Source organism: Parafrankia sp. FMc2 (assembly GCF_041008525.1).
Lineage (GTDB): Bacteria > Actinomycetota > Actinomycetes > Frankiales > Frankiaceae > Parafrankia.
Genome location: NZ_JBFLUG010000112.1, coordinates 1 through 25,112, shown reverse-complemented (window position 1 = coordinate 25,112; position 25,112 = coordinate 1). Strand labels below are relative to the sequence as shown.

The window sequence follows — 25,112 nt, the reverse complement described above, 5'->3', positions numbered from 1 at the left end:
GAGCAGGACCTTGTCGATGGAGGTTTCCGGGCCCAGGTGTGCGCCGTCGGCGAGGGTGCGCTGGGTGGCGTGGGAGCGGCAGCGGATGGTGTGCAGCGCCAGGTACGCCGCCCCCAGATCGGCGTCGGCCTCGTCGCCGGGCACGGTCGTCTGCTCCAGCAGCTTGTCCAGCCGGGTGAACAGATGTGCGATCCGGTGCCAGAAGCAGGTCGACCGCTCGTGCGGCAGCAGGTCCATCGCCATGGGCCAGCCGTCGCCGGGCTTGCCGAGCATGCGGCTGCCGGGCACGACGACGTCGTCGAAGAAGACCTCGGCGAACTCCTCGACGCCGTGCATCATCTCCAGCGGACGGACGGTGATGCCCGGGGTGTCCATGTCGACGAAGAACGCCGTGATGCCGCCGTGGCCCGGCGCGGTGCGGGTGAGCAGCACGCAGCGCTGGGAGTACTGGGCCAGGCTCGTCCACACCTTCTGCCCGTTGATCACCCAGTCGTCGCCGCGCGGCTCGGCCCGGGTCGACAGGGACGCCAGGTCACTGCCCGAACCGGGCTCGGAGAACCCCTGGCACCAGCTCTCCGCGCCCGACATCAGCAGCGGCACCATCTCGGCGGCCAGCGCCGGCGGCGCGTAGGAGATCAGCGTCGGGACGAGAACCTCGATCATCGAGTAGATGCCCGGCTCGGCCAGGCCGCGGGTGGCGACCTCCTCGCCGAGCACCGCGCGCAGCACCGCCGGGCCACCCAGCCCCCCGACCTCGGCGGGCCAGCCGTACCGCATCCACCCGGCGTCGTACAGCTCCCGGCGCACCCGGGCGAGCTGCGCCACCTGGCCGTCGAGCGAGTGGTCGGGCCCCGGCGTCAGATCGTTCTCGTCCAGCCAGGCCCGAACGGCCGACCGGAACTCCGCGACCTCCACGTCAGCCGCCCCGACTGTCGTGCCTGCCGACCAGGCCGACGTCTCGACGCCTTCGACCGGCGGCGCGGGAGGTGGCGGCGAAGACAGCGGTGTGGCGGGCTGCAGACTCCGAAGGCATCGACATCGTGGTCCTCCCTGACCCGACGACAGGCTCGCTGGCACGGATGGCCGACGCCGACGCCGACGCCGCCCGGGGCGACCGGCCTGCGACCGGAGATCCATCCGACCCGGCCGCGAGTTACTATCAGTTCTCTTCAGCCGAGAAGCTGATTCTTGTCAGCGAGAAAGACGCTACCACATCCTCAACCCAGTCAAAACACAGTCAGGCCTGGGCCGTAGGAAGCAGTCGGATCCCGACCTGACGGCACCCCTCGGGATGCGATCCAGCGGCCGCGGCCAGCGACAGCCGGTCGGCGCGGCCGACGGTGGGGCAGCCGCGACGGGACAGCTGATCATCTCGTTGGCGTCACCGCGCCAGCGAGCGCCCCCCAGCCCACCAGCCCACCAGGCCGACGGCCCGACCGTGGGCTTCTCTGGCTTGACCAGCACCTCCGCACCCCCGGGCACGACATCGGCCACAAAGGGTGACCTACATTCCCCGGCCGCGACGAAGACGCTCCCGAAACTTCACGAAGACAGGAACAGATGTCACCTCTCGTAATAGACTTGACGCGGAACGGCATCCCGCTTCGACCCATGCGGGGCATTCGGGGGCGGATAGTCACGCGTGACTACCGGAGGTGGCGCATGGCCTGGAACGCGGATCCAGCTGCTGGTTTCAGTCGTCGGCTCGGTCTTTCCGCCGCCGAACTCAACGCCACCGACGCCACCCCCCGATGCCCCGAGATCTGGGAACTCGACAACGGAGATGTCGCGGTCGTCGGCCACGACCTGACCGCCGACTACCGGCACCGGCTCCCGGCCGGGGTCCATGTGGGCGCGAACGAGCGGCTGGTCGTGATCCCCCGGGCGATGCTCATCTCCGCGAAGCCGGACATCCCGGATGCTTGAGAGTCTCGCCGAGGTCATCGGCGTCCCGCTCGACGAGGACGAGTATCTCGACGATTTCTGGCCACGTTTCCAGAAGGCCCGCGGCATCTGCTGGAAGCTGGAGCGCCGGCCTGTTTTCCTGTCACCGGAGGTCGCGAGCTGGGTCGCCCTGGACGAAGGCGACTGGAATCGCTCGCTGGCCATCATGGACGGCCCGATGCGCCAGGCGATCGCCGACGATCTCGCCAGCACGCCGGCCCTTGAGCGCCGGCGGGTGCGCATCGTCGAGCATCCGCTGACGCCCTACCTGCAGTGGGAGATGCAGGTGTTCCGGCATCGCACTTTGGCGGGCGAACGGATCAGGATTCTCGACGCGGCCCGGGTCGCCCCGCTGGAGACACGTCGGCTGCTGCCCGAGGTCCTCACTCTCGATGACACCGTCCTGTACGAGGTCCTGTACGCGCCTGACGGCGAGTACCGCGGCGCTCGCCGCGTGGATGATCCGGTCGTGGTGCGTGCGTGCGTGGGCGAGATCGCCCGGATGTACGACCACGCGGAGGATTTCCGCCCGTTCTTTGCCCGGGAGGTGGCCATGCTGCCGCCGCCGGCGGTGACCGGGGCGAACTCGGGCGGATGAGGACCGTCGCGCCCGCCGTCCTGCCATGAGCCGAACGAGACTCTCCACCATGGCGGTCGCACTCGTCGTCGTCGCCATGATCGGAATCGGGGCACTGGCGGCGGCTCCGCTCATCCTGACGGCCGCGCGTGGCCAGTCGAACGACTGGAACGAGCTTGGCGACATCGCCACCACCTACGGCGCGGCGGCGGCGTTGCTTTCCGTACTCGCGCTGGCCGGCGTGGCGGTCTCGCTGGTGTTCCAGGCCCGGGAGACGAAGGCGAGCCGCGACCAGGCGCTTCGCTCACTGCATGTGGACCTGCTGCGGATGGCGATGGACGACGAGGTCTACCGGCGTTGCTGGGGTGAGTTCTTCGACTCCAGCGACCCGGAGGAGCAGCGCGCCCAGCTCTACGTGAACATGATCTTCTCGCACTGGGAGCTCATGTTCGAGCTGAACGCGCTCACCGAGGTCGCCCTGCACGAAGCCGCTCGCATCGTGCTGGCCGGCCCGGACGGCCGCCGATTCTGGGAGGGCAGCCGTGAGATTCGCGCCCGGTCGGTGAGCAGCCGCCGCAAGCGCCGCTTTCATGCCATCGTCGACGAGGAGTACCTCCGCATCGCGTCGCCAGCTCCGGTACCGGATCCTGATTCCAGCGCGCCGCCGAGCGCTGGCTGACGAGACCGGGCCGGAGCTGACGAGACCGGACCGGGCTCGGCTCGGGTTCCGCTCGGCCGGTTGCCGTCAGAGGCTCCGGAACAGGCCGCCGTCCACGAGAATCTGGGCGCCGTTGACGTAGGCGGAGGCCTCGCTCGCGAGGAAGACGCAGACTCCGACCATGTCGCCGGGGGCACCTATCCGCTTCATCGGGTTCATCTCGGCGGCCGTGCGCTTCGCGTCGGGGCCCCAGGCCCTGGTGATGTCGGTGTCGAACGCGCCTGGCAGGACCAGGTTCGCCCGCACCCTGGGCGCCCACGTTCCGGCGAGGCCGAGTGTCATTGCGTTGAGGGCCGCCTTCGCCATCGCGTAGGGCAGGTCGCTCGCGTTCGGGCGCAGGGAGCCGGCCGTCGTGACGTTGATGATCGACCCGCCCTCCCCCGCCGCCATCCGGGTGCCGACCAGGGCGCTCAGCCGGAACGGTCCACTCGCGTTCACGGCGTGGACCTTGTCGTACAGCTCCCGGCTCACCGCGGGGAGGCTGTCGTAGACGGGCGACATGCCGGCGTTGTTCACCAGGACGTCGCAGCGGCCGAACTCCGCGTAGACGGTGTCCACCAGGCTGTCGCAGTCGTCCCACCGGCCGACGTGGCAGGCGACGGGCAGGGCACGGCGTCCAGTCGCCACCTCGATCTGCGCGGCTGCCTCCTTGCAGGCGTCGAGCTTGCGGCTCGCGACCACGACGTCGGCCCCGGCGGCGGCGAGGCCCTGGGCGACCGCCCGGCCGATACCTCTGCTGCCGCCGGTGACGACGGCGACCCGCCCCGAAAGGTCGAACATCCGATCAGGTGCACGCATCTCATCTTCAGTCACGGTCCCAGTCTCGCCGATCGGCGTTCGGCGGGCACCCGTGCCCTCGGCGGGGACCTCGGCGCGGACCTCGACGGCGGGGTCAGCAATGTCAGCGGGGTCAGCGGGGTCAGCGGGGTCAGCGATGTCAGCGGCGGCGAGCTCCAGCGCTTCGAGACGGCGATAGACGCGGTTGCGCGTGCGCAAGACGATCGTGGCGAGCAACGCCGAGGCCACCGATCCCACGAAGATCGCGATCTTCACATGGGTGTCCTCCTCCGCGCCGGTACCGAAGGCCAGCTCGCCGAGGAGCAGGCAGACAGTGAAGCCCACACCGGCGAGCAGCGCGACACCGAAGACGTCCCACCAGGAAAGATCCTGATCCAGCTCGGCCCGCGGGAAGCGGGCCAGCGGCCAGGTGGACGTCAGCACCCCCACCGGCTTGCCCAGCAGCAGGCCGAGCGACGCCCAGCGCGACCGGATCGGTGAGTGCCGAGCCGATCCCGCCGTCGACGAGAGAGACGCCCGCGGCCATCAGCGCGAACACCGGCCCGGTCACGCCCCCGGGCGAGCCGCACCCGCCCTGTGCGGAATGTCTCCGCCGACCCGCCGACCCGCTGACCTGGCACAGCGCGGGCCGCGGACGTCGTCGCCACCCGCCGGACCGAGAGCACGGCGACTACTGCCGCAGCGGTGCCGGGACGGGCACGACGCGGCGTTCCAGGGCCACCCGGACCAGTTCCGCCTTGTTCCCCAGCATCAGTTTGGCGCGGGTCCGCTTCACATACGTGTTGACCGTGGTGACCGCGACCCCCAGCCTGGTCGCGATCTGACCATGGGTGAGGCCCTCGGCGATGAGGCCGAGTACCTGTTCCTCCCGTTCGGACAGCTGCGGGCGCGCGGGATCCGGCGCCGCCGTGTCGAGCGCGCGGTCCGACGCCGACGCATAAAGCGCCTGATCGGAGAGAAAGGACTCGGCGAGCGGGGACGGAAGATAGAATCCGTCCATCGCGACGGCACGCACCGCGACCGCGAAGATCGAGCAGGGCGCACCGCTCGAAATATAGCCGCAGGCGCCCGCCTTCAGCAGGGAAACAGCCTCGTCGCCGTCCTGCGACTCCGAAACAGCCAGCACCCTGCCGAGAGACCTGACGTCACGAACCGCTTCGGCCGGCGATCCGGAACCGGCAGCGAAGTCGAGGATGACGATGTCCAACCCTGCCTCTCCCGCCGACCACAGAGTTTCCCGCAGGTCCGCGCCGTTTTCTCCGATAACCGGGGTCGCTATATCCGGCTCTCGGATCAACAGCTGCTGGACCGCCCATCGGAACAGTGGGCGGGCACCAACGACTCCAACCTTCAGGGATGACGGGCAGACAAGATCCACCACGATTCTCCTTCACGGTATGTCGACTGCCGAGAGTAACTAAACGATATTTACGATCAGGCTACGGATCGTAAACGGACGATGAACATGCAGCTGTACTGTGTCGACTTTTTTGGGGACACCGGGGAGGACAGACACCGCCGACATTCGGCGGACATAGTGGCGCCCGCGTTCCCTGCCGCGGCTCCCGCCACGCACCGGAGGTCTTCAGTTGCACCGCTTCACCCTCCTCGACTTGCGGAAACACCACAGCGGCCAGGTCACCGAGATCCTCGGAACCCGGCCCAGCTGGCCTCTTCGTCTCGCCCAGGCCGCCCTGGCCGACCGGGGCCTGGATGTCGACACACCGGACGCGGCCTGTTCCCTCCCCCGTCTGCGCTCCATGGTCGCGCGAGCGGACGAGATATCCGGGCAACAGGACACCGCACCAGAAACGGCCCCGGAAAGTACCGGAACATCGCGGTCCGTGAATGGCCGAATTATCTGGATCGACCAGTGTGAATGTGCCGACGCCTACTGCGGGCGCGGATGGCGGGCCGCCCTGGCGGACCCCGCCGACGGCGTCTCGGGCGGCCTCGTCCGCCCGGCCTCCGACCCCTCCGACCCGGCCGGCGCGGCCGGCGCGGGGCTGGCGGGCCTGCTCGCCCAGATCTCGGCTCCCTGGCAGGCGGCGGACCTCCGCCGCAGCCCCTACCTCGACGGGGTCTCGCCGGCAGGCGAGATACCCCGGATCGGCCTCTCGCTGGTGGCCGAGGAGGCCGATGGCACCCTCGTCGACCGACCGGCCGACCTGCTGGCCGCCGAGCTGGAGTGGATGCGGACACAGGACGACAGGCCGACCACACCAGTGCCGCTGCACGGGCTCTCCGGGTCGGTCGGGGACGTCCAGCGCCGGTTGACGTCGTTCGCCGCGCTGGCCGGACTCGCCACCATGGCCACGGAGGCCGAGACGCTGTGCTGGTCGGCCACCCTGGCGGCCAGCCTCGTCGAGCAGGCCGGCGTCGGCACCGTCGCGGAGCTGGCGGAGGCCGCCGGTGTCGTCCAGATTCGCGTCACCGGTATCACCGGGGCAGCCCAGGCGATCGCGATGCTGGGCCTCGGCCGCGGCTTCACCCTGGACCTCGACCTGCGCGGCCTCGGCCCGGGCGACGTCCAGCGCGTGGCCTCGAAGATCAGCGGCCAGCGGGTGTCGCTGCGGGCGGGTACGACGGACGACGGGCTGATGTCCGGCGAACTCCTCGGGCTCGCCCCCGGGCTCCTGGTGGAGCAGCCGGGGAGCGCCGAGCACATCCAGGAGGTCAGCGGCCGCCTCGGTCGGTGGGCGACCGGCGGACGCCTGCCGGCGGCGGACGGCGGGCTCCCCGGCACCGGCTCATCGCCAGCCGGACCGGGCGGACCAGCCGGACCCGGCGGACCGGGTGGACCCGGCGGACCGGGCGGACCGGGACCGTCCACCGGGCCCGAGGAGATCGTTCTCGCCTCGGCGGAGCACCTCGCCGCCGTCACCGACCCGGACACCGGCCTGGCGGACTTCCACACCCTGGTGTTCACCCCGGCTGAGCCGGCCGCGCGGACGCCGGCCGCGGTCGTGGGCTCGCTCGTCCGCTACACCGGTTCCGCCACCGAGCCGGGCGACGATCTCATGATCGGCGACGACTTCTTCCTGCAGACCTACGACTACTCGTCGAGCGCGTACCTGTCGCTCGTCGGCCCCACCCTGTTGCGGATCACCTCCGAGATCGACTACGCGGTCTTCCTCGAGGACGCGGACGCGGCCCGCAGCCGCGGCGAGTTCCCCGAGCACCTGCTGCACCCGCTCGTCCAGATCGCCGACAGCTGCGCGCTCGGAACCCTGCATCCCTGCGCCGGTCGGGAGGGGCGCCGGCTGTTCGTCGCCGCGGACGGGACGGTGCGCCCCGCGCCCGGGGGAGCGGTCCTCGGCCACCTCACCGGACTCACCGGGCGGGCGGGGCTCACCGTCCCGAGTGGCGTGGACGACCCCTGCCTGGCGGACGTCGTCCCCTCCGAGGTGGCCCGGCAGGCTCGCGGGGAACGGCCCTGGCTGTCCCGCTTCCTGTGGAGCCTGGACGCGCTGCGGCGCGCCCGGCACGAAGGCTTCAGGAAGCCGGTCGTCTCCGGATTCGGCGGCCGGCTGGTCGAGGCCCTCACCGACAGCACGGCGGACGTCGAGGCACCGGGTGCCCCGCTGCTGGTGGGAGACCGCTCCGCGGCGCTGCTCGTCACCGCCGGTGACCTGCGGGTGTTCCGGATCAGCCCAGCCGCGGCGGCACTCGTCGAGATCCTGCTCGTCGCCGGTCCCGGAGAGCGGGCCGTGGAGCTCGGACGCGGTCACACCCGGGCACCCGCCGACACCATCCGCGACGGGTTCACCACTCTCATCACCACCTTCGCCCGCTCCGGCGTGGATCTGGCCGGTTTCAGCGCCGCTCGCGCGGCGCAGGACGGCACGCACGGCACACACGGCCCGGATGGCACGCACGGCACGCTCGCCGCACCGGGCGCGGTCCGATGAGCGCGGCGGCGACCGCCCTGACGACCCCGCACCCGGCCGCGTCACCGGCAGCCGCGACGGGCCTCTCCGCCGCAGCGGCCGACCGGCCCGGTACCGCCGGCGCCCTGCTGCGGATGTTCGGCGGCGCGCTCCCGGTGGAGGACATCTACTCGGAGCAGGGGTCCGTCCTCTACGACGTCATCGGCGGCGGGGACCAGCACGAGGTCACCGAGCTGCTCGCCGTCCTCGGCGGCGCCCGCCGGTCCGTGCTGGAGCTCGCCGCCGGCGCCGGCAGACTGACCCTGCCGCTGCTGGCGGACGGCCACGATGTGGTGGCGCTGGAGAAGTCCCCGATGATGCTGCGCCTGCTCGCCGCGAAGGCGGAGCCGGCGGGGCACCTGCACCTCGCCGACGGCCAGGTCCGTCGGGACGGCGGCCCGGCGCGCCTGACCCTGGTCGAGGGGGACATGACCCGCCTCGACCTGGGACGCCGGTTCGACGCCGTCGTGCTCGGGGCGACCTCGGTGTCACTGCTGGACGAGGCGGGGCGGGCGGCGATGTTCGCCGCCGTCCGCGAGCACCTCGCCCCCGCGGGTGTCTTCCTCTTCAGCACGCTCCAGATGCGCCGCGGGCCGATGCTGGCTCAGCCCGTTCGGGAGAACATCCACGTCCTGACCGTCCCGGGTGGGCCAGACGGGCCAGACGGGTCGGACGGGCGCGGTGGATCGGACGGGCTCGGTGGGTCGCTGATCACCCTGATCGAGTGGGTCGACGGGACCGCCCGGCAGCGGCTGATCAGCGCCCTGCGGGCAACGGTCGCCCCGTCCGGCGCCGTCGAACACCGGTTGTTCACCAGCCGGGTCCGCATCCTGGAGACCGCCGATCTCGAACGGGAGCTCGCCGCGGCGGGCCTGACCGCCGTCGCACGTCAGCAGGTCACCGGCGGCCAGGAACCGGACCGCTCGACCGTCCTGCTGCGCTGCGTCCGCGCGGAGGACCACGAGGGAGAACGTCGATGAGCACGCAGACGGCAGACCTCCTCCCGGCGCACGGCAGCGGGGAGCTGTGGCAGCTGCTGTCCCCGCCCAGCCGGTTCGACTCCCCCGCCACCCGCGTCCTGGCGGCCGACGGGGTGCGGCTGCGGTTCGCCGACGGCGTGGACGCCCTGTGTGCCACCAGTGGACTGTGGAACGTCAACATCGGCTACGGGAACCAGGCCGTGGCCGACAGCGTCCACCGCGCGATGCTGGACGCCTCCTACCTGACCCTGTTCCGCCGCAGCCACCCGTGGGCGCTGGAAGCCGCGCGGACCCTGGTGGAGCTCTGCGGAGCCGACACGTTCGGCCGGGTGCTCTTCTCGACGTCCGGCAGTGCGGCGAACGACGCCATGATGAAGATCGTCCGACACTACTGGGCGCTGCGCGGCCAGCCGGGACGTCGCCTCATCGTGGGCCTGCGCGACAGCTACCACGGGCTGACCTACGGCAGCTCCGCGCTCACCGGCGAGGAGCTCGGCCAGGACCTCTACCTGGTCGACCGCCGGTTCGTCCGGCACGTCGGGCACACCGACCCGGCGGAGCTGCGCCGGCTGGTGACCGGGGCGGGCACGCACATCGGCGCGGTCGTCGTCGAGCCGGTGCTCGGCACCGGCGCCCACGAGGTGGCGGACGACTTCCTCGCCGAGCTGGCGGAGCTGCGGGAGCGGTACGGGTTCCTCATCGTCGCCGACGAGGTCGCGACCGGCTTCGGCCGCACCGGCACGTGGTTCGCCTCCCAGACCTGGCCGGTGACGCCGGACGTCATGGTGCTGTCCAAAGGGCTCACCAACGGGACGTGTGCCGGCTCGGCGGTGGTGGTGTCGCACGGGATCCGGGCGGTCTTCGACCAGGCGGACGCCGTCCTGGCGCACGGGGAGACGAACGCCGGCACGCCGCCGACCTGTGCCGCGATCACGGCGACGGTCGCGCAGATGCGTCGCCTCGACGTGGTCTCCCGCGCCGCCGTTCTCGGCGACCGGCTCGGCGCCGGGCTCGCTGACCTGGCCGACCGTCATCCGGCGGCGGTGGCGCACCGGGGCCGCGGCTGCTTCCGCCACCTCAGTCTGGCCCGCCCGGACGGCGAGCCGTACACCCCGGACGATGTTGCCGCCACGGTCGAGGCGATCCGGCTGGCGGGTGCGGCCGTGCACCCCGGCCCGGCCGGCATCCAGCTCGTCCCGCCACTGGTCTACACCGACGGCGACCTCGCCGAGCTGCTCGACTGCGTCGAACGCGGCCTGACGGCGGTCTGGTCGGGCCGGGTCGAGCAGCTCCGTCCCGACAGCCGCATGGCGGCCGACCTGGTCAGCGGATGAACGCCGCGGCACGACCTGACACCCGGCCGCGCGCCGGGGGCGGCCGGTACACGGACGGCAGCTGGCAGTGGTCCTGCCCGACCCGGGTGGTCGCAGGGCCCGGCGCGCTGGAGCACGTGCTCGACGAGGAGCTGGCGGCCGGGCGTCGGATCGGGCTGGTCGTGGACATCGGCGTGACCGGCACGCCCGCCGTCGCCGAGCTCCGCGGGAGCCCTGCCACGCTCCACAGCCTGGCTGTGGACCCGCGACAGGCCGGTCTGGCCGAGGTCGACGCCATGGCCGCCTGGCTGCGTGAGCGGGCCACGTCCGACCAGCTGGACACGGTCGTCGCCATCGGCGGCGGCAGCCTGCTCGACCTGGTCAAGCTCGGCTGGCTCGTGCTGGCGGACGCCACCGTTCCCGCCCGGCTCTCCGCCGGCCGCGCCGGGGTCGTCGCCCTGCCGTCGCAGCCCTCGGCGCCCTCGTCCCCCTCGTCCCCCTCGGCACCGTCAGCACCGTCGGCACCGTCGGCACCGAACGGCCCGGAAGCCGGCCCGAAGCCGCGGCGGATCCTGGTCCCGACCACCATCGGGACCGGGTCCGAGATCAGCCCGGTGGCGTGCGTGGAGGTCCGGGGCCGGCACCGGCTGGCGCTCTGCGCGCGGATGCGGGCGGAGGTCGCCGTTCTCGACCCGGCTGCGACAGGCGGCCTGCCTCGTCTGATGGTCGTCGAGGGCGTCCTGGAGGCGCTGCTGCGCGTCCTCGGCCCGCTCGTCGGCGGACCCGCCGCGAGAACGGTCGGCGACACCGCCGGTCTGGCCCTCGTGGCAGACCTGGTCCGTCTCGGCGACCGTCTCGCGGCGCAGAGCAGTGTGCCTTCCGACCGCCTCCCGTCCGACCGCCTCCCCTCCGACGGTGCGCACGGCCGTGGGGCGACTGACGGACAGCGGTTGCTGGCAGCCGAGCTGTCGGCCTACACGCACGCCAGCTGGGCCCTGACCGGGCGGGACCCGTTCGGTGGCAAGGCCTGGTATCTGGCGAACGAGGTGTCCAGCGTGCTGGGCGTCAGCAAGATGGTGGCGACGGTTCCCGTCGCCACCGGCGTGTGGGCCCGCGTCGCCGCCGGCGACAGCCGCTTCGGTACCGCCGAGCGGCTGGCGATGGCGTGGGGGGCCGTGCGGGACGCCAGCACGGACGAGGTCGGGGACGACGCCACGGCCGGCCTGCGCCGACTCGCCCGCCGGTGGGGCGTGCCCCCCTGCCCCGCGCCCACCCCGGCTGTGCTGGACGTGATCGCCCGGCGGGTCACGAACGCCTTCGGTGCCGGTCTGCCGCCGCTGGCCGGGATCACCCACGCCGAGGTCAGCGACCTGCTGCGGCGGTCGCTCGGTGAAGCGCCGGGGCCGGGGCCGGGGCCGGTCGGAGCGGCGTCATGATCGACGCACGGGCAACGCTGGACGTCGCCTCGGGCCTCGCCCGCGGGACGTCCATGGTTCCGCCCGCGCCCAACCACCCGTTGTGGACGGTGGCGATCGACATCGGCGGCCTCGAGAACGGTGGCCATCGCGGGCTCGGAGACAGTGACTATCCGTTGCATCTGGTGGGCGCCGCCGGGGTGCGCCCCGGGGACACCCTGCTGCGCGGTGCCGGCGAGGCGGTGGAACGCTTCGCGCTGCGTGTTCCGGCCACTCCGACCACTCCTACCACTCCGACCACTCGCGCCTCCGCTGCCGCGGGCCGGCGCCTGACGTTCGCCGACCCCGAGGTCGCGCTGGGCTCCCCTCTGGCTGATCCGGAGTCGCTGACCTGGATGATCGGACGGGACCTGGTCAGCGGGGACGATGTCGCCGTCCCGTCGGCTCTGGTCGACTACCCGGCCGGCGATGCCAGCTCCCTGCGCTGGTTCGATCCGACCCCGTCCGGCACCGCTGCCGGCGCCGGCGAGGAGATGGCGCTGTGCAATGCCCTGCACGAGATCGCCGAACGGGACGCCGTCATGGTCGCGTGGGCAGCACAGCTGCGGCTGGAGCGCGTCGACCTGGCGAGCCTGCTGGCGGGGCCGGCTCCGCCAGCGGTCGCCCGGGAGATCGGCCGGCTCGCACGCGCCGCCGACGACCTCGGGCTCACGGTGACCTTCGGCGCCATCCCGACGGCGTTGCGCGGGGTCGAGTGCGTCGTCGGCATCCTCGTCGACCGGAGTGGTCGGCGGCCGCTGGCCGCCGTCGGCTCCCGGGCCTCGGCGTCGCGCGCCGAGGCCACACTCGGCGCGTTCCGGGAGACCTTCCAGGTCCGGGCGGTCCTGCGGGGCGTGGCGGAGTGGTACTCCGACGCGCCCACCCCCGCGCTGCCCCAGGTCACCTGTGACCTGGACCGGGCCCGTCTGTGGACGACGCCCGACGCGGTCGACGCGGTCGAACGGTGGACCGCCGGTTTCCGCCCGCGGGAGGAGCTTGCCGGCGCCACGAACTCGACCAGCGGCACAGGCTCGACCAGCGGCACGGGCTCGACCAGCGGCACGGGCCAGGCAGCCGGGATTCGCGCGCGGTCCGCGGCGGATCTCGTATGTGATCTCGCGCGCGACGGCGCCCGGCCGGTCGCCGTGTCGCTCACCCATCGGCTGCCGTCGCCCGTGCGCGACATGGGCTGGCAAGCCGTGAAGATCATCCCAGTCGGCATGCACGCCCTGCGGATGGACGAGCGACACGCGTTCACCTGGCTGCGGAGCCGGCTCGCCGACGCGCCGACGCGGCTCGCCCGGTCGGGCGGGGTGCCACCTGGCGCGATCCACCCGTTGGAGGTGCCAGATGACGACGGACTCTGTTCTGGACGCCCGCGCCTGGATCCGCGAAGTACCGGACGAGCTGGACCTGCTGCACGGACGTGTCGCGCACCGGTTCGGTCGGCCCGAGCCCCGCCGACGGGCCCTCGCCTACCTGCGAGGCCTGGTCGCCCTGCCCGGGGCGCGGCACGGCCAGGCGCTCGCCTCGGCCGCCGGCGAGACCAGCCCGGACGGCATGCAGCGTCTGCTGACGGCCGCCGGGTGGGACGCCGACCTCGTCCGCGACGACCTCCTCGACTACGTGCGGGAGCGGTATGTCCACGCCCACGCCGCCCTGGTCGTCGACGAGGTGGTGTTCCCCGGTCGCGGGCCGCGTTTCGTCGGAGCGGCCCCGCGCTACCTGGCCGAGACCGGACGGGTCGAAAGCTGCCAGGTGGCGGTGCTGGCGGCCTATGACACCCCCGAGCACTCGATGCTGGTGGACCGCGAGCTCTGCCTGCCGAGCCCCTGGGACACCGACCGGAGGCTGCGCCACGCTGCCGGTGTTCCCGACGAACGCCAACGCAGCAGTACCCGGGAGCTCGCGGGTGAGGCGGTGAGCCGGGGTCTTCGCCGGCTGCCGCTGCGCTGGATCGTGCTGGGCCCGGCGCTCGGGTCCGACGACCGGCTGCGCTCCTGGCTCGCGCGGCACGACATCGCCTTCGCGGCTCGTATCCATCCCGGCACGGCTCTCGGCACGACCATGGGCCGGCGGGTCACGGCCGCGGCGCTGTCGGCCGCGGTGAGCAGCCAGCCCGCAGGCGAGGGGCCAGGGCCTGGCGGGAGCGGCCTCGGCGCACCCGGCCGGGGCGGGGCACCGGGCGCGACCTGGACCCAGGTGCGGGTCCGCCCGTCACGGGGCGGCCGGTGGGAGCACCGGCTGCTGGTGGAGCGGGTCCCGATGCTCTCCCTGCACCGCGGGTCGCTGGCGGTGGAGCCGCGCACGTTCTTCTACGCCTGCCACGTGCCGCGCGGGACGTCGCTGGACGAGACGGTGGAGGCCGCCCGTCGCGCCGACGCGGTCCAGCTCGGCGTCCGGCGGGCCCGGGAAGCCGTCGGTCTGGACAGTTACCGGGTGCGGGGGTGGACCGGGTGGCACCGGCACCTGACCCTCGCGATGCTCGCCGCCGCGGGCACCGGCGGAAGCCCGGAAGTGCGGTTGGCGGACCGAAGCGCGGCCAGCTGAGATCCCGCAGAAAAAAGCTGGGACAGAACGCGCGAGTTCACCACCGGTTCACTGACAGAGAATAGTGGGCCACCCTAGTATGAGAATCACAGAGAAACAGACGCGAAAAGCGCCGTCAGTGCTCTGTGAGAAATTCTTTCAGGAGGTGAAATCGCATGGAGTTCGTGCCCGCGCTCGACCTCGGTGTCGAAGAGCTGGAGGGCCTCGAGGCCCCGGCATGGTGGGAGTACGTCCTCGGCTTCGGTGCCGGCGCCGTGGTCGCCGGTGGGGCCCTGTACGGCGGCATCGCGATCGGCGTCGCCATCACCTGATCCGGCTTCCGGCCGGATTTTTCTCGATTTCAGGAAAGGCGGAACGAAGATGCTCGACCCGACCACCCCAGAGCAGCCCCCGGGCGGCCGTCCCCTCGCGTTGGACCTCGAGGAGCTCGAACCCCTGGAGGCTCCCTGGAGCTGGAACTGGGACGCGTTCTGGGCGGGATTCAACGCCGGGCTCGCCGCAACCTGATTCGGTAACCGGCCGGTTCGCCTTCCCTTCCCACCGGAAAGGAGGTGCAACTGTGTCCGCACTCACCACTGCAGAGAAGCCGTTCGACAGCCAGCTGTTCTCGCTGGGCGTCGAGGAGCTCGAGTCCCTGGAAGCGCTGTTCGACTGGAACGGGTTCTGGTCGGGCTTCCGGGCCGGCGTCGCGGTCGTCGGTGTCGTCGGCACCGGCATCGGTGTCGGCATCGCCATCACCTGACCGGCCCGTACCCACGGCGGGGCCGGGCCCAGGCCCGGTGGCACCCCGCCGCGGGCGTCCACTCCTCATCGGACAGCAGATCGCAAAGGAGGTGAAAGATGCTCGCGTCCGTTCTGATCGGGCCCGGGAACGACACCCCGTCGCTGTCGCTGGACGTCGAGGAACTCGAGTCCCTTGAGGCGCTCTTCGACTGGGGCGCCTTCTGGCAGGGATTCCGGGTCGGCGTCGCGGTGGTCGCGGCCGGCGGAGCCGGAATCGGTATCGGCGTCGCCATCACCTGACCGGCTCGTACCTGGCCGGCGCGGTGATCGAGGCCGCTTCCCGCATCACCTGAACAGGCTGGGAGCGGGCGGATGGTAGCCGCCCGCTCCCGCGCCTGCTCATGGCACGGACATCTTCGCATCTGCCCCTGACGTCTGGAGGTGAAACATGACCGCTTCCACCATCCGCGAGGTTCCCGCCGCCGGGCTCGACGACATCGGCGGTGTCCTGCTGGAGCTGGGTGTCGACGAGCTCGAGGCTCTCGACGCCCCGTTCGACTGGCGTGCCTTCTGGGTCGGCGCCGAGGCCGGCGCGCTCACGGTCGCCGTCATCGGTACCGCCATCGCCCTGACCTGACGGTTCCGGTCCGGGTTCGGTTTCCGCTTCCTTCGTTTCCGCTTCGAATTCCGGACCGGGTCCGCCCGATGTTCACCCGTGACACTCCGGGGCCGGCCGCGGCCGGCCCCGGGCCCTCGGGCGAGGAGAACACTATGAGTCGGAAGTTCGCCCTCTCCGCGGCCAGCCGGCCGCAGACCCTGGCCGCCCTGGTGAGCGCGATGGGTCTTCTCGTCGCCCTCGCCGCCATGTTCACGAACCGCGGTCCGCACGCCGGCACGTCCGTGCTGGGAGTTCTGGTTCTGGTGGCGATGCTCGCCCTGATCACCGGCATGGGTGTGCTCATCGGCCAGGCGGTGAGCCGGGGCGGCGGTGGCAGATCATGACAACGGCACCGGTGGTGCGTTTCGACCGCTTCACCAAATCCTTCGGTGACACGCTGGCCGTCGAGGATCTGAGCTTCGAGGTGCTGCCCGGCCGCATCGTCGGCCTCGTCGGGCCGAACGGGGCCGGCAAGAGCACGTCCCTGCGGGGCCTGCTCGGTCTCATCCGGCCCACGTCGGGCAGCGCCAGCGTCTTCGGCGCGCACTACTCCGCTCTCACCGACCCGGCGCGTCGCGTCGGTGTCAGCATGGACGGCGTCGGGATCAACCCGGCGCACTCGGGCCGCCGGCATCTGACGGTCTGCGCGCGCGCCGCCGGCCTGCCCGAGCGCCGGGTGGCCGAGGTACTGGAGCTGACCGGGGTGGCGCACGCCGCCGACCGCCGGCTGCGCGGCTGGTCGACCGGCATGCGCCAGCGGCTCGGGCTCGCGACGGCCCTCCTCGGCGACCCTGACCTGCTCGTCCTCGACGAGCCGACGAACGGCCTCGACCCGGAGGGCGTCCGCTGGCTGCGCATCTTCCTGCGCGGGCAGGCGGCCGACGGCCGCACCGTCCTGCTCTCCAGCCACATGCTCGCCGAACTGGAGAACACCGTGGACGACATCGTCGTCATCAACCGCGGTGCGCTGTTCGTCGGCGAGCTCGACAGCCTGACCGGCGACGGCTCGCGGCTGGAGGAACGCTTCTTCGACCTGCTCACGAAGCCGGCGCTCGCCGGGGCCGGCGCACGAGGTGAGGGACGCGATGCGCAGACAGATCAGCAGTGAGCTGCTGAAGGCACGCAGCGGCTGGCTGCTGCCCGCTCTCCTGCTCACCGCCACCCTGATGGACGTCCTGTCCATGCTCGGCACGTCGGGCATCGTCCACGACGATCTCGCCGCCGGGCAGACGACCGCGGCGGCCGCCTCCCACGACATCATCCGTCTCGGCTTCGCGAACCTGCTGTTCTCCGCGCTGTTCGGGGTACTCATGGTCACCGGCGAGTACCGGACGGGAACGATCAGTCGGTCGCTGCTGATCGCCCGTGCCCGGCGGGACGTCCTCGCCGCCAAGGCGGCGGTCAGCCTGCTCGCCGGCTTCCTGTTCGGCGTCGCCGGCGCCGGGACCGGCCTGCTCGCCGGGTGGATCGCGCTCGGCGCGCGGGGGGACAGCCTGGTGCTCGACCGCGAGTCCTGGCTGATCTGCGTGGGCCTGGTGCTGGTGTCGACGCTGGCCGCGCCCTGGGGGACGTTCCTCGGCTGGGTCATCCGTGCCCAGGTCCCGGCGGTGATCGCAACGCTCGTGTGGACCCTGGTGGTCGAGAGTGCGCTGAACGCCTGGATTCCCGGCTTCGCCCGCTTCCTGCCCGGCGGCGCCCAGGCCTCCATCTACCGCGACACGACCGTGGACGTGCTGTCGATGCCGTGGGGGCTGCTGCTGTTCTGCGGGTGGCTGGCCGTGGCCGCCGCCGTCTCGGAGCGCCTGTTGCGGCGGCGCGACGTCACCTGACCCCACCCACCCGGCCCCGCGACCTTCCGCCAGACGCCGCCAGACGCCGCCAGACGCCGCCCGGCCCGGGCCCGGCCCACCTGACCTCCCCGGAGACAGACGAGGGGACATCCGACCATGTCCGTTCCGACCACCATCGTGCCTTCCTCCCCGACGCCTGTCCCAGCGCCTGCCTCTGCCTCTGCGCCTGGCCCAGCGCCTGTGCCTGCCCCTGTGCCCGCGCCCGCCGCGGCGCCGATCGCCGGCGCAGGCCTCGTGCTGACCGAGCCCGACCCCGTCCCCCGGCACCCGGTGCTGGCGGCGGATGCCTGCCTGCACCCGCCGGTCGACGCGGCGGACGTCTGGGTGGCGCAGGTCGGGCCGCAGCGCTACCTGCGGGTCGGGGCGGACGCAGCCATCCTGCTGTCCGCCCTGGACGGCACCCGCGACGCGGCGGAACTGGCCGCGCACCTCGGTAGCCCGTGGTCGCCCGAGGTGGTGACACGGTCGCTGCGGGCCTTCGTCCGCAGTGGCCTGGTCGTCGACGCGGCGGACCTCGCCGATGCGGGACCCGCCCGGCCGCGCCGCCGCCTGGGCTGGCTACCGATACCGCGGATGCCGCGGCGAGTGAGCTACCAGCCGCCGATGTCGATCCAGGTGACGCTGGTCGACCCCAGCCGGGTGCTGGGCCGCTTCCGGCCGGCGCTGCGCCGGTTGATGGCGCCGGTGGCATGCGGGATCTACGTGGCGATCGCGGTCGCCGGGCTGGGTGCGCTGGCCTGGCAGGGCGGGTCACTGCGCCGGGTGGTCGGCCACCCGCTCGGGCTGCCCGAGTACGGCATCGTGCTCGGCGGGCTGCTGCTGGTGACGGCCGTCCACGAGATGGGGCATGCCGCCGTGCTCACGGCGCTGGGCGGGCGGCCCCGCCGCCTCGGCGTGATGCTCTTCTACCTGACGCCGGCGTTCTTCTGCGACATCTCCGACGGCTGGCGTCTGCGGCACTCCCGGTACCGGGTCGCGACCGCGCTCGCGGGCGTCGCCGTGCAGTGGGTGTGCGCCGGGATCGCCGCGCTGGTGAGCCTCGCGCTGCCCCCCGGTGACGCGCACGACGCCGTCGTCGGCCTGGCCCTCGCCTGCTACCTCTACGGGATCTTCAACCTCACACCTTTCGTCAAGTTCGACGGGTACATCGCGCTGATGTCGCACCTCGACATCCCGCACCTGCGCCGCAAGTCGATGACGGACGCCCGGCGCGCCACCGCGAAGATCCTCTTCGGGGGGCGGTACCGGCGGGAGCTGCCACGGCTGCGCTGGAGTGCGCTGTTCGGCCTGTGCTGCATCCTGTTTCCCGTCTACCTGGTCGCGTTCGCGGCCCAGTCGTGGCTGGGCGGCCTCGTCGCCATGGGACCGGTCGGCGCCGTCGCCGCCCTGGCGCTGATCGGCGCGATGCTGTTCCTGCTCACCCGCGCCGGGTGGCGGCTGCTCGTCGAGGCCCGGGACGCCGGGGCCCGGATCCCGCGGCTCGTCCTCGTCCCGGCCCTGCTCGTCGGGCTGTGCGTGGCCGGGGCGCTCTCGCTGGACGTCCCGCGCACGGTGCGGGCCGGGTACGTGGTGGCCGACGGCCAGGTGCTGCTGGCGCTGCCCACCGGCAGCGACCCGGCGGCCACCCGCGCCGGATACCAGGTGGACCTGCGGCGGATGGGCCTGCTGGGCGGCGAGACCGTGGCGACCGCCACGACCAGCGGCCAGACAGCGGACACCGGCTCGCGCTTCGCCCCGATCGGCACTGTGGTCCCGGTCCGCGGCGGACCGGAGACCGTCTCGGCCACCTTCCACCGACTCGACGTGATCCGCCTGCCGGACGGCACCAGCCCGCGGGAGGGAACCTCACAGCTGGGCGGAACCGGTCTGGCCAAGGTCGAGATCGGACGGATCAGTGCCGGCGGCTGGCTGGTCAGCACCTACCTCGCCCCGGCCGTCCGCTCGATCTTCGGCTGAGGGCGGGGAGCCGTCATGCCCGCTCCCGCGGTCTCGGTGATCTGCCCGACCTACAACCGGTCGGCGCGGATCCTGCCCACCCTCCGTTCGGTCCAGGCCCAGACGGTCACCGACTGGGAGCTGCTGGTCATCTCGGACGGCTCCACCGATGACACGGACGAGGTGGTCACCGCCCACGCGGGCCAGGACAGCCGGGTGCGCCTGCTGCGGGCAGAGCGGCAGGGGCACCCGGCCCCGGTGCGCGAGATCGGGATCGCGCACGCCCGCGGCGGCATCATCGCCTATCTGGACCATGACGACACCTGGCTGCCGCACCACCTCGCCGGGCTGTTGGACGCCCTCGGCGCCGCCGGGGCGGAGGTCGCCGCCACCGGAGCCGTCCGCATCGGCCCGGACGGCAGCCGCGCCTCGGCGACCGGCCCGCTCGACCTGCTCTGGCACCCGGAGCTGCAGGTCGCCTCACCGCTGTTCGAGCCGTCCCGGGTGGCCCACCGGGCCGGAGTCACCTCCGCCGTCGGCGGCTGGCGCCGCCTCGACGCCGGCCTGGAGGACTGGGATCTGTGGCTGCGCCTCGCGGACGCCGGCACCCGGTTCGTCACCGTGGACGCCCGCACCGCCGTCCTCGCGGACGGGGCGGCGAGCCGGCGCGGCACCGTGCCCCGCCAGCACCTGCTCCGGCTGGCCCGCTTCCCCGATCCTGCGCGGGCGGCACGTGCCGTCGCGGTGCTGCGCGGGCAGGACACCGCCGAGGCCCTGCGCGCAGCCGCCCGTGCGGACCAGATCGCCTGGTACCGCGACCTGGCCACCGCGGGTGAGCTGCGCTGGCCGCACCGGGCGACGGGCGCCGCCGGGCCCGTGCCCCCGGCGGCGGTCATCGACCTCGTCGAGCGGACGCTGGCATCGGCGGGGGCCGCGGCAGCCGCCTGGCCCGATCTGGTGGTGCGCAGACAGCCGGCGAACCAGGGCGGCCCGGTGGTGGTCGGGCTGCCGCTCTGGTGCGGCACAGCCGACCATGCGGCGCGGCTGTCGGCGCTGCTGCGCCGCCGCCAGCCGCGCCAGCTCGCCCTGACCGGCGATGTCCTCTCCCGGCGCCACGACGGGGCACCGGCGGCATTCCGCGCCGGCCGGGCCACCCCGACGCGCCAGAGAACGGCCAGCTAATCCACGAGGTGAACAGAACAGGAAACCGGGGGCATGTTCAGGGTGTATTCCAGGTGTATTTCCAGCCCGGCACATCGCCTTTGTCAACCCGGGAAACAGCCGCGATGATGTCTCGCATGGACATCACCATGGCCGAGAAGTTCCTGCTCCTCGCACTGGACGAGAACGGCAAGGACATCGCCGGTGTAGGAGCCGACGTGGGCCTTGCCGCCGCCCTCGTCGCCGAGCTGACCGAGGCCGGGCACCTGCGCTTCGACGACGGCGTCCTCGTGGCGGGAGCGGATGGGCCGGGCGCCGACGCCGATCCACTGCTGCGTGCCGCGCACGAGGCGGTCCTGCACGCGGGCACACCGGTGGGCCTGGAGACCGCCCTCGCCGCGCTCCCCCAGGCTGTGGCGCCGTTGTGGGAGACGGTGGCCCGTGCGCTGGTGGAGCGGGGCATCCTCGCGGAGGAGAAGGGCCGGGTCGCCCTGGTCTTCCGGGTGACCCGGCACCCGGTCAGCGAACCCGCGCCGGTGCAGGCCGTACGCGAGCGGCTCGCCGCGGTTCTCACCTCGGCGCGGGCCGCCACGCCGGCCGACGCGGCGCTGCTGGGCGCTCTCCAGCCCTTCGGCCTGGCCGCTCCCCTGGTACCTGCGGAGCGCCGCGCCGAGGCCGGCGCGCTGGCAGCCGCCGTCGCCGGCACCACCGCGTTCGGCGAGGCGCTGCGGGCAGCCGTGGACGCCGTTCGGGTCAGCCTCCTCGCCGCGCTGGCCGCGTCGTCCGCCGGTGGTGCGGCAGCCTCGGGCTGACCGCCGGTTCACCCGCCCCGCCCGGCCCCCCTGGGCCGCCTGGGCCGCCTGGCCGCGGCGCCGTGGCCGGGCTGGCCGAGCAGCGCGGGACCCGGGTCGATCGCGGGTTGCTGATGACGGGGCGTGCCGGTCGCCGCACGCCGGGCTTCGCCGCGGCCGCCGCAGCCGCCGCAGCCGGTGGGACCGACGGGGCCTGCGGGCTGGGACGTACCGGCGTCGGCATGCTCCCCTGGGCGGCGGCGCTGTGGCCGCGGGTGGTCGCCCGCTTACCGTTGAACATCATCCGCAGCACCGCGGACCGCCGGATGACGAAGTGGTGCGTCGCGAACGTGGCGGCGTAGGTGGCGACGACGAGCAGCGTCATCTGGCCGAACCCGAGGCTGGGGTCCAGGCCGAGGACGCGCGCGAAGAAGAAGATCCAGAAGAAGTGCAGCAGATAGACGGTGTAGGACGCGTCCGAGAGGTACTGGAAGACGGGATGCGGCCGGGTCCCGAACCGTCCTGCCACCGCGAAAAGGGTCGCCGTCACCGGGATCGCGAACAGGGTCTCGACGAGCAGGCGCCCGGTGCCCACCGAGAGGACGTCCACCCACTGCCGCCATGAGGCGAGCAGCAGCAGCCCGGAAACCGCGAGCAGGACGGGTGTGGGCCGGCGGAAGGCGGGCATGAGCCGCGCCTGGTCCAGTCGCAGCAGCAGGCCGAGCAGGAAGAACGGCAGGAACTCCAGGACCCTGCGGACGATGTCGGCGTGGAAGCCGGCGCCGAGCACCGGTTCGATCGCCACACTCCAGCACGTCCGCCCGGCGGCCATGGCCACCAGCACCGACAGCGTGAGCACGGTCAACGCCGCCGGGCGCCCGGCCGTCACCCGCTGGTAGCCGCGGGTCCGGGTCAGCGCGGCGAGTGCGCGCGCCGCCGCCGGGGTGAGCAGCGCGAAACCGAGCAGCACCAGCAGGAACCACAGGTGCAGGTACCAGTTCAGCCGGCCGGTCAACGCCGGCCCGGCGGCGGCGCGCAGGTACTCGGTGAAGGACGCCTCGCGGCCGTGGAAGACGCTGATCATCCAGAGGGTCGGCGGGTTGACCAGGACCAGCGTGGTCAGCAGCGGAATCCCCACCGCGACACATCTCCGGCGCACCGCGCGAACCGCGCCGTACCTGGCGACGAGCAGCGCGGAAAGAAATCCGGAGATGACGAAGAAGGCCTCCATGCGGAACAGGCTCGAGGCCCGCGCGATACCGTCGAACACCGGGTCGACGCCCAGCGTCGCGACATGCACGAAGACGCCTACCAGCATGAGGATGCCCCGCAACGCGTCCAGGCTGTGGTCTCGCCCGCCCCCGTCGGGCCCCTTCTCCGGCTCTGCCACAGGTTCCAGCCCCTTTCACCGCGCGCCCCGCGACCGATGCCTGTTTCGCAGTCCTGGGTCGCCGTGTGGACCGCACGGCGACCAGGACATCGGCGATGATGCTACGCACCTGGAAAGACCTCCGACCGCATCGATGCCGCACTCACCCGCATTTCTCGAATGAGATGTGACACCACTGGGAGAAAGGTCACCTCCCGAGCATCCGGAAGGAGAGAAAGAAAGCGCCGAAGTCCTGCGGGAAATGAGGAAGATGTGCCAGGTGGGCGCGGCGGCTGGCGGTGAGGGCGCGGTGGAAGCGCGAGGTGGACCCCTACTGCGGCCCGGGCTGGGCCTGGAGCTGGTCGAGCAGGGCGCGTGTCGCGCGCGTCTCCTCCGCGCGTGGGCCCTGGGCGCGGCACAGGCGATCGTGGACGTCGGTGAGCAGCCGCAGAGCGTCGGCGGGCTCACCCATTCTGATCATGATGAACCCGAGCCACCGAGCGACCTGAAGTGTCATCCGGTCATCCTCGCCGCGCACCCGGCGCAGCCGCGGAAGAACATCTTCGGCCAAGGCCCGGACCTCGCGGTATGCGGGCGAGTCGGCCTTGAGGGTGACCAGCAGCGCGGCGAAGCGCAAGGCATCCTCGTCGTCGGGCCCCCGGGTGTGGAGCACGCGTGCCAGGGTCTCCTCGGTCAGCGCGATCGCCTCGTTGCCCTCGCCGGCCCGCCGCAGGGCATGGATGAGTTTCTGGGTGGTGAGAAGCGTGGTCGGGTGCAGCTCGCCGTCGTGAACGCGTTCCCATGCCAGCTGTTCCGACAGTCGCCGCCGGTCCGGACCTCCTCGCTTTCCGGCGAGCGTCACGACGATGAGGAGAAACGCGAGAGAACCGAGAGCGGCGAGCGCGCTGAAACCGGGGGTGAGACCAAGCCTGTGGTAGCCGATCCCGACGATGGCCACGACGCCGACCCCGGTCAGGACGAAGGCCCCTTCCGCCGCCGTCCCGGCGACACTGGCGAGAGTGGGGAGGCGCTCGTCCAGCAAAAGAGCAGCGCCCCCCAACAGCAGGCCCGCGAGAAGAGCCGCGAGCACGGCGGCGACACCGGCCGGGAGGCCGATGGCTGCGAAGATCGCGAGCAACGGCATGCAGAAAAGCAGAAAGAGCAGGGCGGCGAAACCGAGCATGGACCCTCCCCTGAATGTGACGGGAGGAGCGTACCGGGACCCACCGACAGAAACACGATGGCTGTTTCCGAGCGACGGGCCAGCCGTCGCCGTCGCCGTCAGGCAGGATCGCGGGGCGCCGGCTGGGGATCCTGGGGGATCCAGGCGGGCGAACGCTTCTCCATGAAGGCGCGCATTCCCTCCCGGAGCTCGGGAGATGTCTGCAACGCCCAGGTCATCGTCTGGAAGTCGATGAGGCCGTACCGCTCGTTGAGCATGCGCTTGACGTGCATACGGGCCTGCGGGGCGGTCTGCAGGATCTCACCGGCGGCCGCCAGGGCAGCATCCCGCAACTGCTCGTGCGGGACGACCCGGCTGATGACCCCGAGTCGCTGCGCCTCGTCCGCGCCGAACCGGCGCGCGGAAAGCATCAGGTCGCGGGCCATCGCCAGCCCCACGTGCGCGGGCAGAACGGCCGCGTAGACGGCGTCGGGGATGCCGCGCAGCAGCTCCGGCACGCGGAAGGTGGCGCGGTCGCTGGCCACCGCGATGTCGGACAGCATGGCGATCAGCAGCCCGCCTCCCTGACAGATCCCGTTGACCGCCGAGATGACCGGTGCCCGGCTGTCCCGCACGGTCAGGAAGGGCAGGACGTCCTCGCTGCCGAGGTCGTCGGGAAGCGAGTCCCCGGGCTCGGCCCGACCACCCAGGTCGCCGCCCGGGGCGAACACGTCACCCGTGCCCGTGATGATGAGCGCCGCGAGATCGGGATCGCTGTTGACGAGCCGAACGGCCCGCTTGATGCCGAAGTACATCGCCGGAGTGAGGGCGTTGCGCGCCGCGGGCCGGTCGATGACACACCATCCGATCACGCCGTCCCGCTCGAACCGCAGACCGGCCGCCCCAAGATCGTCTGTCATCTCTCTCCCCAGTGCTGCGCCACGTGCTCGGCCTCCGGACGCCCTGCGCCGTGCTGCTCCGCGCCTTCGCGGCAGCGCCGTACCTGCCTGTCAGTGCCTGAAGCGTGCGTCCTGACACCGGTGTCGGAGATCTGCCGGGTGGGGACTGTACGCCGGTGCGATTCCCGGTTCCACTGTCGATCTCGCCGGGGGCCGGGACCTGCGGCCCGGTGGCCCGTCGGCGGCGACAGGCCCCGTCGCGTATACCCATCCCCGAGCCCCCGCGACCATAGAGCACCTC

26 protein-coding genes and 2 pseudogenes are annotated in these 25,112 nt (G+C 72.5%); 21 read left to right on the top strand and 7 right to left on the bottom strand.

The genetic code is table 11. The annotated features are described in order from the left end of the window. A partial coding sequence (locus tag AB1460_RS27470) for an acyl-CoA dehydrogenase family protein (RefSeq protein ID WP_368965007.1) occupies positions 1–915 on the bottom strand: 915 nt, incomplete at its 3' end. A gap of 71 nt (positions 916–986) precedes the next feature. Here AB1460_RS27470 and AB1460_RS27465 point away from each other — a divergent pair. The 4 genes from AB1460_RS27465 (at position 987) to AB1460_RS27450 (ending at position 3,200) form a co-directional block, all read left to right on the top strand. Then, a complete protein-coding gene (locus tag AB1460_RS27465) occupies positions 987–1,277 on the top strand; it encodes a hypothetical protein (RefSeq protein WP_368965006.1) in 291 nt (96 codons plus the stop codon). Between the two features lie 385 nt (positions 1,278–1,662). Continuing rightward, entirely contained in the window at positions 1,663–1,926 is a 264-nt protein-coding gene (locus tag AB1460_RS27460) for a hypothetical protein (protein WP_368965005.1), read from the top strand. After that, positions 1,919–2,542, top strand: coding sequence for a DUF6879 family protein (locus AB1460_RS27455; protein WP_368965004.1), 624 nt, complete (start codon positions 1,919–1,921; stop codon positions 2,540–2,542). Before AB1460_RS27460 ends, AB1460_RS27455 begins: the two co-directional genes overlap by 8 nt. A gap of 49 nt (positions 2,543–2,591) precedes the next feature. Continuing rightward, positions 2,592–3,200, top strand: coding sequence for a DUF6082 family protein (locus AB1460_RS27450; protein ID WP_368965003.1), 609 nt, complete (start codon positions 2,592–2,594; stop codon positions 3,198–3,200). A gap of 66 nt (positions 3,201–3,266) precedes the next feature. Here the strand turns inward: AB1460_RS27450 and AB1460_RS27445 are convergent, their stop codons facing one another. From AB1460_RS27445 to AB1460_RS27435, 3 genes and pseudogenes are all read right to left on the bottom strand, one after another. Next, on the bottom strand, positions 3,267–4,037 hold the full coding sequence (locus tag AB1460_RS27445) for an SDR family NAD(P)-dependent oxidoreductase (protein ID WP_368965008.1): 771 nt from the start codon (positions 4,035–4,037) through the stop codon (positions 3,267–3,269). A 255-nt stretch (positions 4,038–4,292) separates the two neighbouring features. Further along, positions 4,293–4,460, bottom strand: a pseudogene (locus AB1460_RS27440) (Na+/H+ antiporter NhaA); the annotation flags it as partial. Positions 4,461–4,707: 247 nt separating this feature from the next. Further along, the gene (locus tag AB1460_RS27435; RefSeq protein ID WP_368965002.1) at positions 4,708–5,244 is read right to left on the bottom strand and encodes a response regulator transcription factor; all 537 of its coding nucleotides are present in this window, start codon (positions 5,242–5,244) and stop codon (positions 4,708–4,710) included. Between the two features lie 637 nt (positions 5,245–5,881). Between AB1460_RS27435 and mpaB the strand changes: the two genes are divergently transcribed. From mpaB to AB1460_RS27350, 17 genes and pseudogenes are all read left to right on the top strand, one after another. Beyond that, positions 5,882–7,948, top strand: a complete 2,067-nt coding sequence (gene mpaB, locus AB1460_RS27430) for a daptide biosynthesis RiPP recognition protein (protein ID WP_368965001.1) — start codon at positions 5,882–5,884, stop codon at positions 7,946–7,948. Continuing rightward, a complete protein-coding gene (gene mpaM, locus AB1460_RS27425; RefSeq protein ID WP_368965000.1) occupies positions 7,945–8,946 on the top strand; it encodes a daptide-type RiPP biosynthesis methyltransferase in 1,002 nt (333 codons plus the stop codon). Before mpaB ends, mpaM begins: the two co-directional genes overlap by 4 nt. Further along, complete coding sequence (gene mpaD / locus AB1460_RS27420) at positions 8,943–10,280, top strand: daptide-type RiPP biosynthesis aminotransferase (protein WP_368964999.1); 1,338 nt, start codon at positions 8,943–8,945, stop codon at positions 10,278–10,280. The genes mpaM and mpaD overlap by 4 nt, the downstream gene beginning before the upstream one ends. Further along, positions 10,277–11,695 carry an iron-containing alcohol dehydrogenase gene (locus AB1460_RS27415; RefSeq protein ID WP_368964998.1) on the top strand — a complete coding sequence of 473 codons (1,419 nt, stop codon included), beginning with the start codon at positions 10,277–10,279 and terminating at the stop codon, positions 11,693–11,695. The genes mpaD and AB1460_RS27415 overlap by 4 nt, the downstream gene beginning before the upstream one ends. Beyond that, positions 11,692–12,915 (top strand): annotated as a pseudogene (locus AB1460_RS27410) (YcaO-like family protein); the annotation flags it as partial. The gene AB1460_RS27415 and the pseudogene AB1460_RS27410, both read left to right, overlap by 4 nt. A gap of 148 nt (positions 12,916–13,063) precedes the next feature. Beyond that, a complete protein-coding gene (locus AB1460_RS27405) occupies positions 13,064–14,263 on the top strand; it encodes an IS701 family transposase (RefSeq protein ID WP_368964997.1) in 1,200 nt (399 codons plus the stop codon). Positions 14,264–14,418: 155 nt separating this feature from the next. Continuing rightward, positions 14,419–14,574: a hypothetical protein gene (locus AB1460_RS27400; RefSeq protein ID WP_368964996.1), complete on the top strand. Its 156-nt coding sequence runs from the start codon at positions 14,419–14,421 to the stop codon at positions 14,572–14,574. 49 nt (positions 14,575–14,623) lie between these two features. Next, the gene (locus tag AB1460_RS27395; RefSeq protein ID WP_368964995.1) at positions 14,624–14,770 is read left to right on the top strand and encodes a hypothetical protein; all 147 of its coding nucleotides are present in this window, start codon (positions 14,624–14,626) and stop codon (positions 14,768–14,770) included. Between the two features lie 52 nt (positions 14,771–14,822). After that, entirely contained in the window at positions 14,823–15,005 is a 183-nt protein-coding gene (locus AB1460_RS27390) for a hypothetical protein (RefSeq protein ID WP_368964994.1), read from the top strand. Positions 15,006–15,103: 98 nt separating this feature from the next. Then, positions 15,104–15,286, top strand: coding sequence for a hypothetical protein (locus AB1460_RS27385; RefSeq protein WP_368964993.1), 183 nt, complete (start codon positions 15,104–15,106; stop codon positions 15,284–15,286). 148 nt (positions 15,287–15,434) lie between these two features. After that, positions 15,435–15,623 carry a daptide-type RiPP gene (locus AB1460_RS27380; RefSeq protein WP_368964992.1) on the top strand — a complete coding sequence of 63 codons (189 nt, stop codon included), beginning with the start codon at positions 15,435–15,437 and terminating at the stop codon, positions 15,621–15,623. 134 nt (positions 15,624–15,757) lie between these two features. Then, positions 15,758–15,988 carry a hypothetical protein gene (locus AB1460_RS27375; RefSeq protein ID WP_368964991.1) on the top strand — a complete coding sequence of 77 codons (231 nt, stop codon included), beginning with the start codon at positions 15,758–15,760 and terminating at the stop codon, positions 15,986–15,988. Continuing rightward, a complete protein-coding gene (locus AB1460_RS27370) occupies positions 15,985–16,752 on the top strand; it encodes an ATP-binding cassette domain-containing protein (RefSeq protein ID WP_368964990.1) in 768 nt (255 codons plus the stop codon). Before AB1460_RS27375 ends, AB1460_RS27370 begins: the two co-directional genes overlap by 4 nt. Beyond that, positions 16,730–17,473, top strand: coding sequence for an ABC transporter permease (locus AB1460_RS27365; protein WP_368964989.1), 744 nt, complete (start codon positions 16,730–16,732; stop codon positions 17,471–17,473). Before AB1460_RS27370 ends, AB1460_RS27365 begins: the two co-directional genes overlap by 23 nt. A gap of 213 nt (positions 17,474–17,686) precedes the next feature. Next, the gene (gene mpaP, locus AB1460_RS27360) at positions 17,687–19,450 is read left to right on the top strand and encodes a daptide biosynthesis intramembrane metalloprotease (protein WP_368964988.1); all 1,764 of its coding nucleotides are present in this window, start codon (positions 17,687–17,689) and stop codon (positions 19,448–19,450) included. Between the two features lie 15 nt (positions 19,451–19,465). Beyond that, positions 19,466–20,611: a glycosyltransferase family 2 protein gene (locus tag AB1460_RS27355; RefSeq protein WP_368964987.1), complete on the top strand. Its 1,146-nt coding sequence runs from the start codon at positions 19,466–19,468 to the stop codon at positions 20,609–20,611. Positions 20,612–20,727: 116 nt separating this feature from the next. Next, on the top strand, positions 20,728–21,402 hold the full coding sequence (locus tag AB1460_RS27350; protein WP_368964986.1) for a GOLPH3/VPS74 family protein: 675 nt from the start codon (positions 20,728–20,730) through the stop codon (positions 21,400–21,402). Here AB1460_RS27350 and mdoC read toward each other — a convergent pair. The 3 genes from mdoC to AB1460_RS27335 form a co-directional block, all read right to left on the bottom strand. After that, entirely contained in the window at positions 21,344–22,771 is a 1,428-nt protein-coding gene (mdoC, locus tag AB1460_RS27345) for a glucans biosynthesis protein MdoC (protein WP_368964985.1), read from the bottom strand. The two genes, AB1460_RS27350 and mdoC, sit on opposite strands and share 59 nt — an antisense overlap. 310 nt (positions 22,772–23,081) lie before the next feature. Then, positions 23,082–23,933: a hypothetical protein gene (locus tag AB1460_RS27340; RefSeq protein WP_368964984.1), complete on the bottom strand. Its 852-nt coding sequence runs from the start codon at positions 23,931–23,933 to the stop codon at positions 23,082–23,084. A 98-nt stretch (positions 23,934–24,031) separates the two neighbouring features. Further along, positions 24,032–24,832 (bottom strand): enoyl-CoA hydratase/isomerase family protein, encoded by an 801-nt coding sequence (locus AB1460_RS27335; RefSeq protein ID WP_368964983.1) that lies wholly within the window; start codon positions 24,830–24,832, stop codon positions 24,032–24,034. Positions 24,833–25,112 lie beyond the last annotated feature (280 nt).

What these genes read in the sequence shown, in the direction of transcription:
- AB1460_RS27460 (WP_368965005.1), top strand. Translation starts at nt 1,663, where the DNA reads ATGGCCTGGAACGCGGATCCAGCTGCTGGTTTCAGTCGTCGGCTCGGT.
- AB1460_RS27455 (WP_368965004.1), top strand. Translation starts at nt 1,919, where the DNA reads ATGCTTGAGAGTCTCGCCGAGGTCATCGGCGTCCCGCTCGACGAGGAC.
- AB1460_RS27450 (WP_368965003.1), top strand. Translation starts at nt 2,592, where the DNA reads ATGGCGGTCGCACTCGTCGTCGTCGCCATGATCGGAATCGGGGCACTG.
- AB1460_RS27445 (WP_368965008.1), bottom strand. Translation starts at nt 4,037, where the DNA reads ATGCGTGCACCTGATCGGATGTTCGACCTTTCGGGGCGGGTCGCCGTC.
- mpaM (WP_368965000.1), top strand. Translation starts at nt 7,945, where the DNA reads ATGAGCGCGGCGGCGACCGCCCTGACGACCCCGCACCCGGCCGCGTCA.
- mpaD (WP_368964999.1), top strand. Translation starts at nt 8,943, where the DNA reads ATGAGCACGCAGACGGCAGACCTCCTCCCGGCGCACGGCAGCGGGGAG.
- AB1460_RS27415 (WP_368964998.1), top strand. Translation starts at nt 10,277, where the DNA reads ATGAACGCCGCGGCACGACCTGACACCCGGCCGCGCGCCGGGGGCGGC.
- AB1460_RS27405 (WP_368964997.1), top strand. Translation starts at nt 13,064, where the DNA reads ATGACGACGGACTCTGTTCTGGACGCCCGCGCCTGGATCCGCGAAGTA.
- AB1460_RS27400 (WP_368964996.1), top strand. Translation starts at nt 14,419, where the DNA reads ATGGAGTTCGTGCCCGCGCTCGACCTCGGTGTCGAAGAGCTGGAGGGC.
- AB1460_RS27395 (WP_368964995.1), top strand. Translation starts at nt 14,624, where the DNA reads ATGCTCGACCCGACCACCCCAGAGCAGCCCCCGGGCGGCCGTCCCCTC.
- AB1460_RS27385 (WP_368964993.1), top strand. Translation starts at nt 15,104, where the DNA reads ATGCTCGCGTCCGTTCTGATCGGGCCCGGGAACGACACCCCGTCGCTG.
- AB1460_RS27380 (WP_368964992.1), top strand. Translation starts at nt 15,435, where the DNA reads ATGACCGCTTCCACCATCCGCGAGGTTCCCGCCGCCGGGCTCGACGAC.
- AB1460_RS27375 (WP_368964991.1), top strand. Translation starts at nt 15,758, where the DNA reads ATGAGTCGGAAGTTCGCCCTCTCCGCGGCCAGCCGGCCGCAGACCCTG.
- AB1460_RS27370 (WP_368964990.1), top strand. Translation starts at nt 15,985, where the DNA reads ATGACAACGGCACCGGTGGTGCGTTTCGACCGCTTCACCAAATCCTTC.
- AB1460_RS27365 (WP_368964989.1), top strand. Translation starts at nt 16,730, where the DNA reads ATGCGCAGACAGATCAGCAGTGAGCTGCTGAAGGCACGCAGCGGCTGG.
- AB1460_RS27355 (WP_368964987.1), top strand. Translation starts at nt 19,466, where the DNA reads ATGCCCGCTCCCGCGGTCTCGGTGATCTGCCCGACCTACAACCGGTCG.
- AB1460_RS27350 (WP_368964986.1), top strand. Translation starts at nt 20,728, where the DNA reads ATGGACATCACCATGGCCGAGAAGTTCCTGCTCCTCGCACTGGACGAG.
- AB1460_RS27340 (WP_368964984.1), bottom strand. Translation starts at nt 23,933, where the DNA reads ATGCTCGGTTTCGCCGCCCTGCTCTTTCTGCTTTTCTGCATGCCGTTG.
- AB1460_RS27335 (WP_368964983.1), bottom strand. Translation starts at nt 24,832, where the DNA reads ATGACAGACGATCTTGGGGCGGCCGGTCTGCGGTTCGAGCGGGACGGC.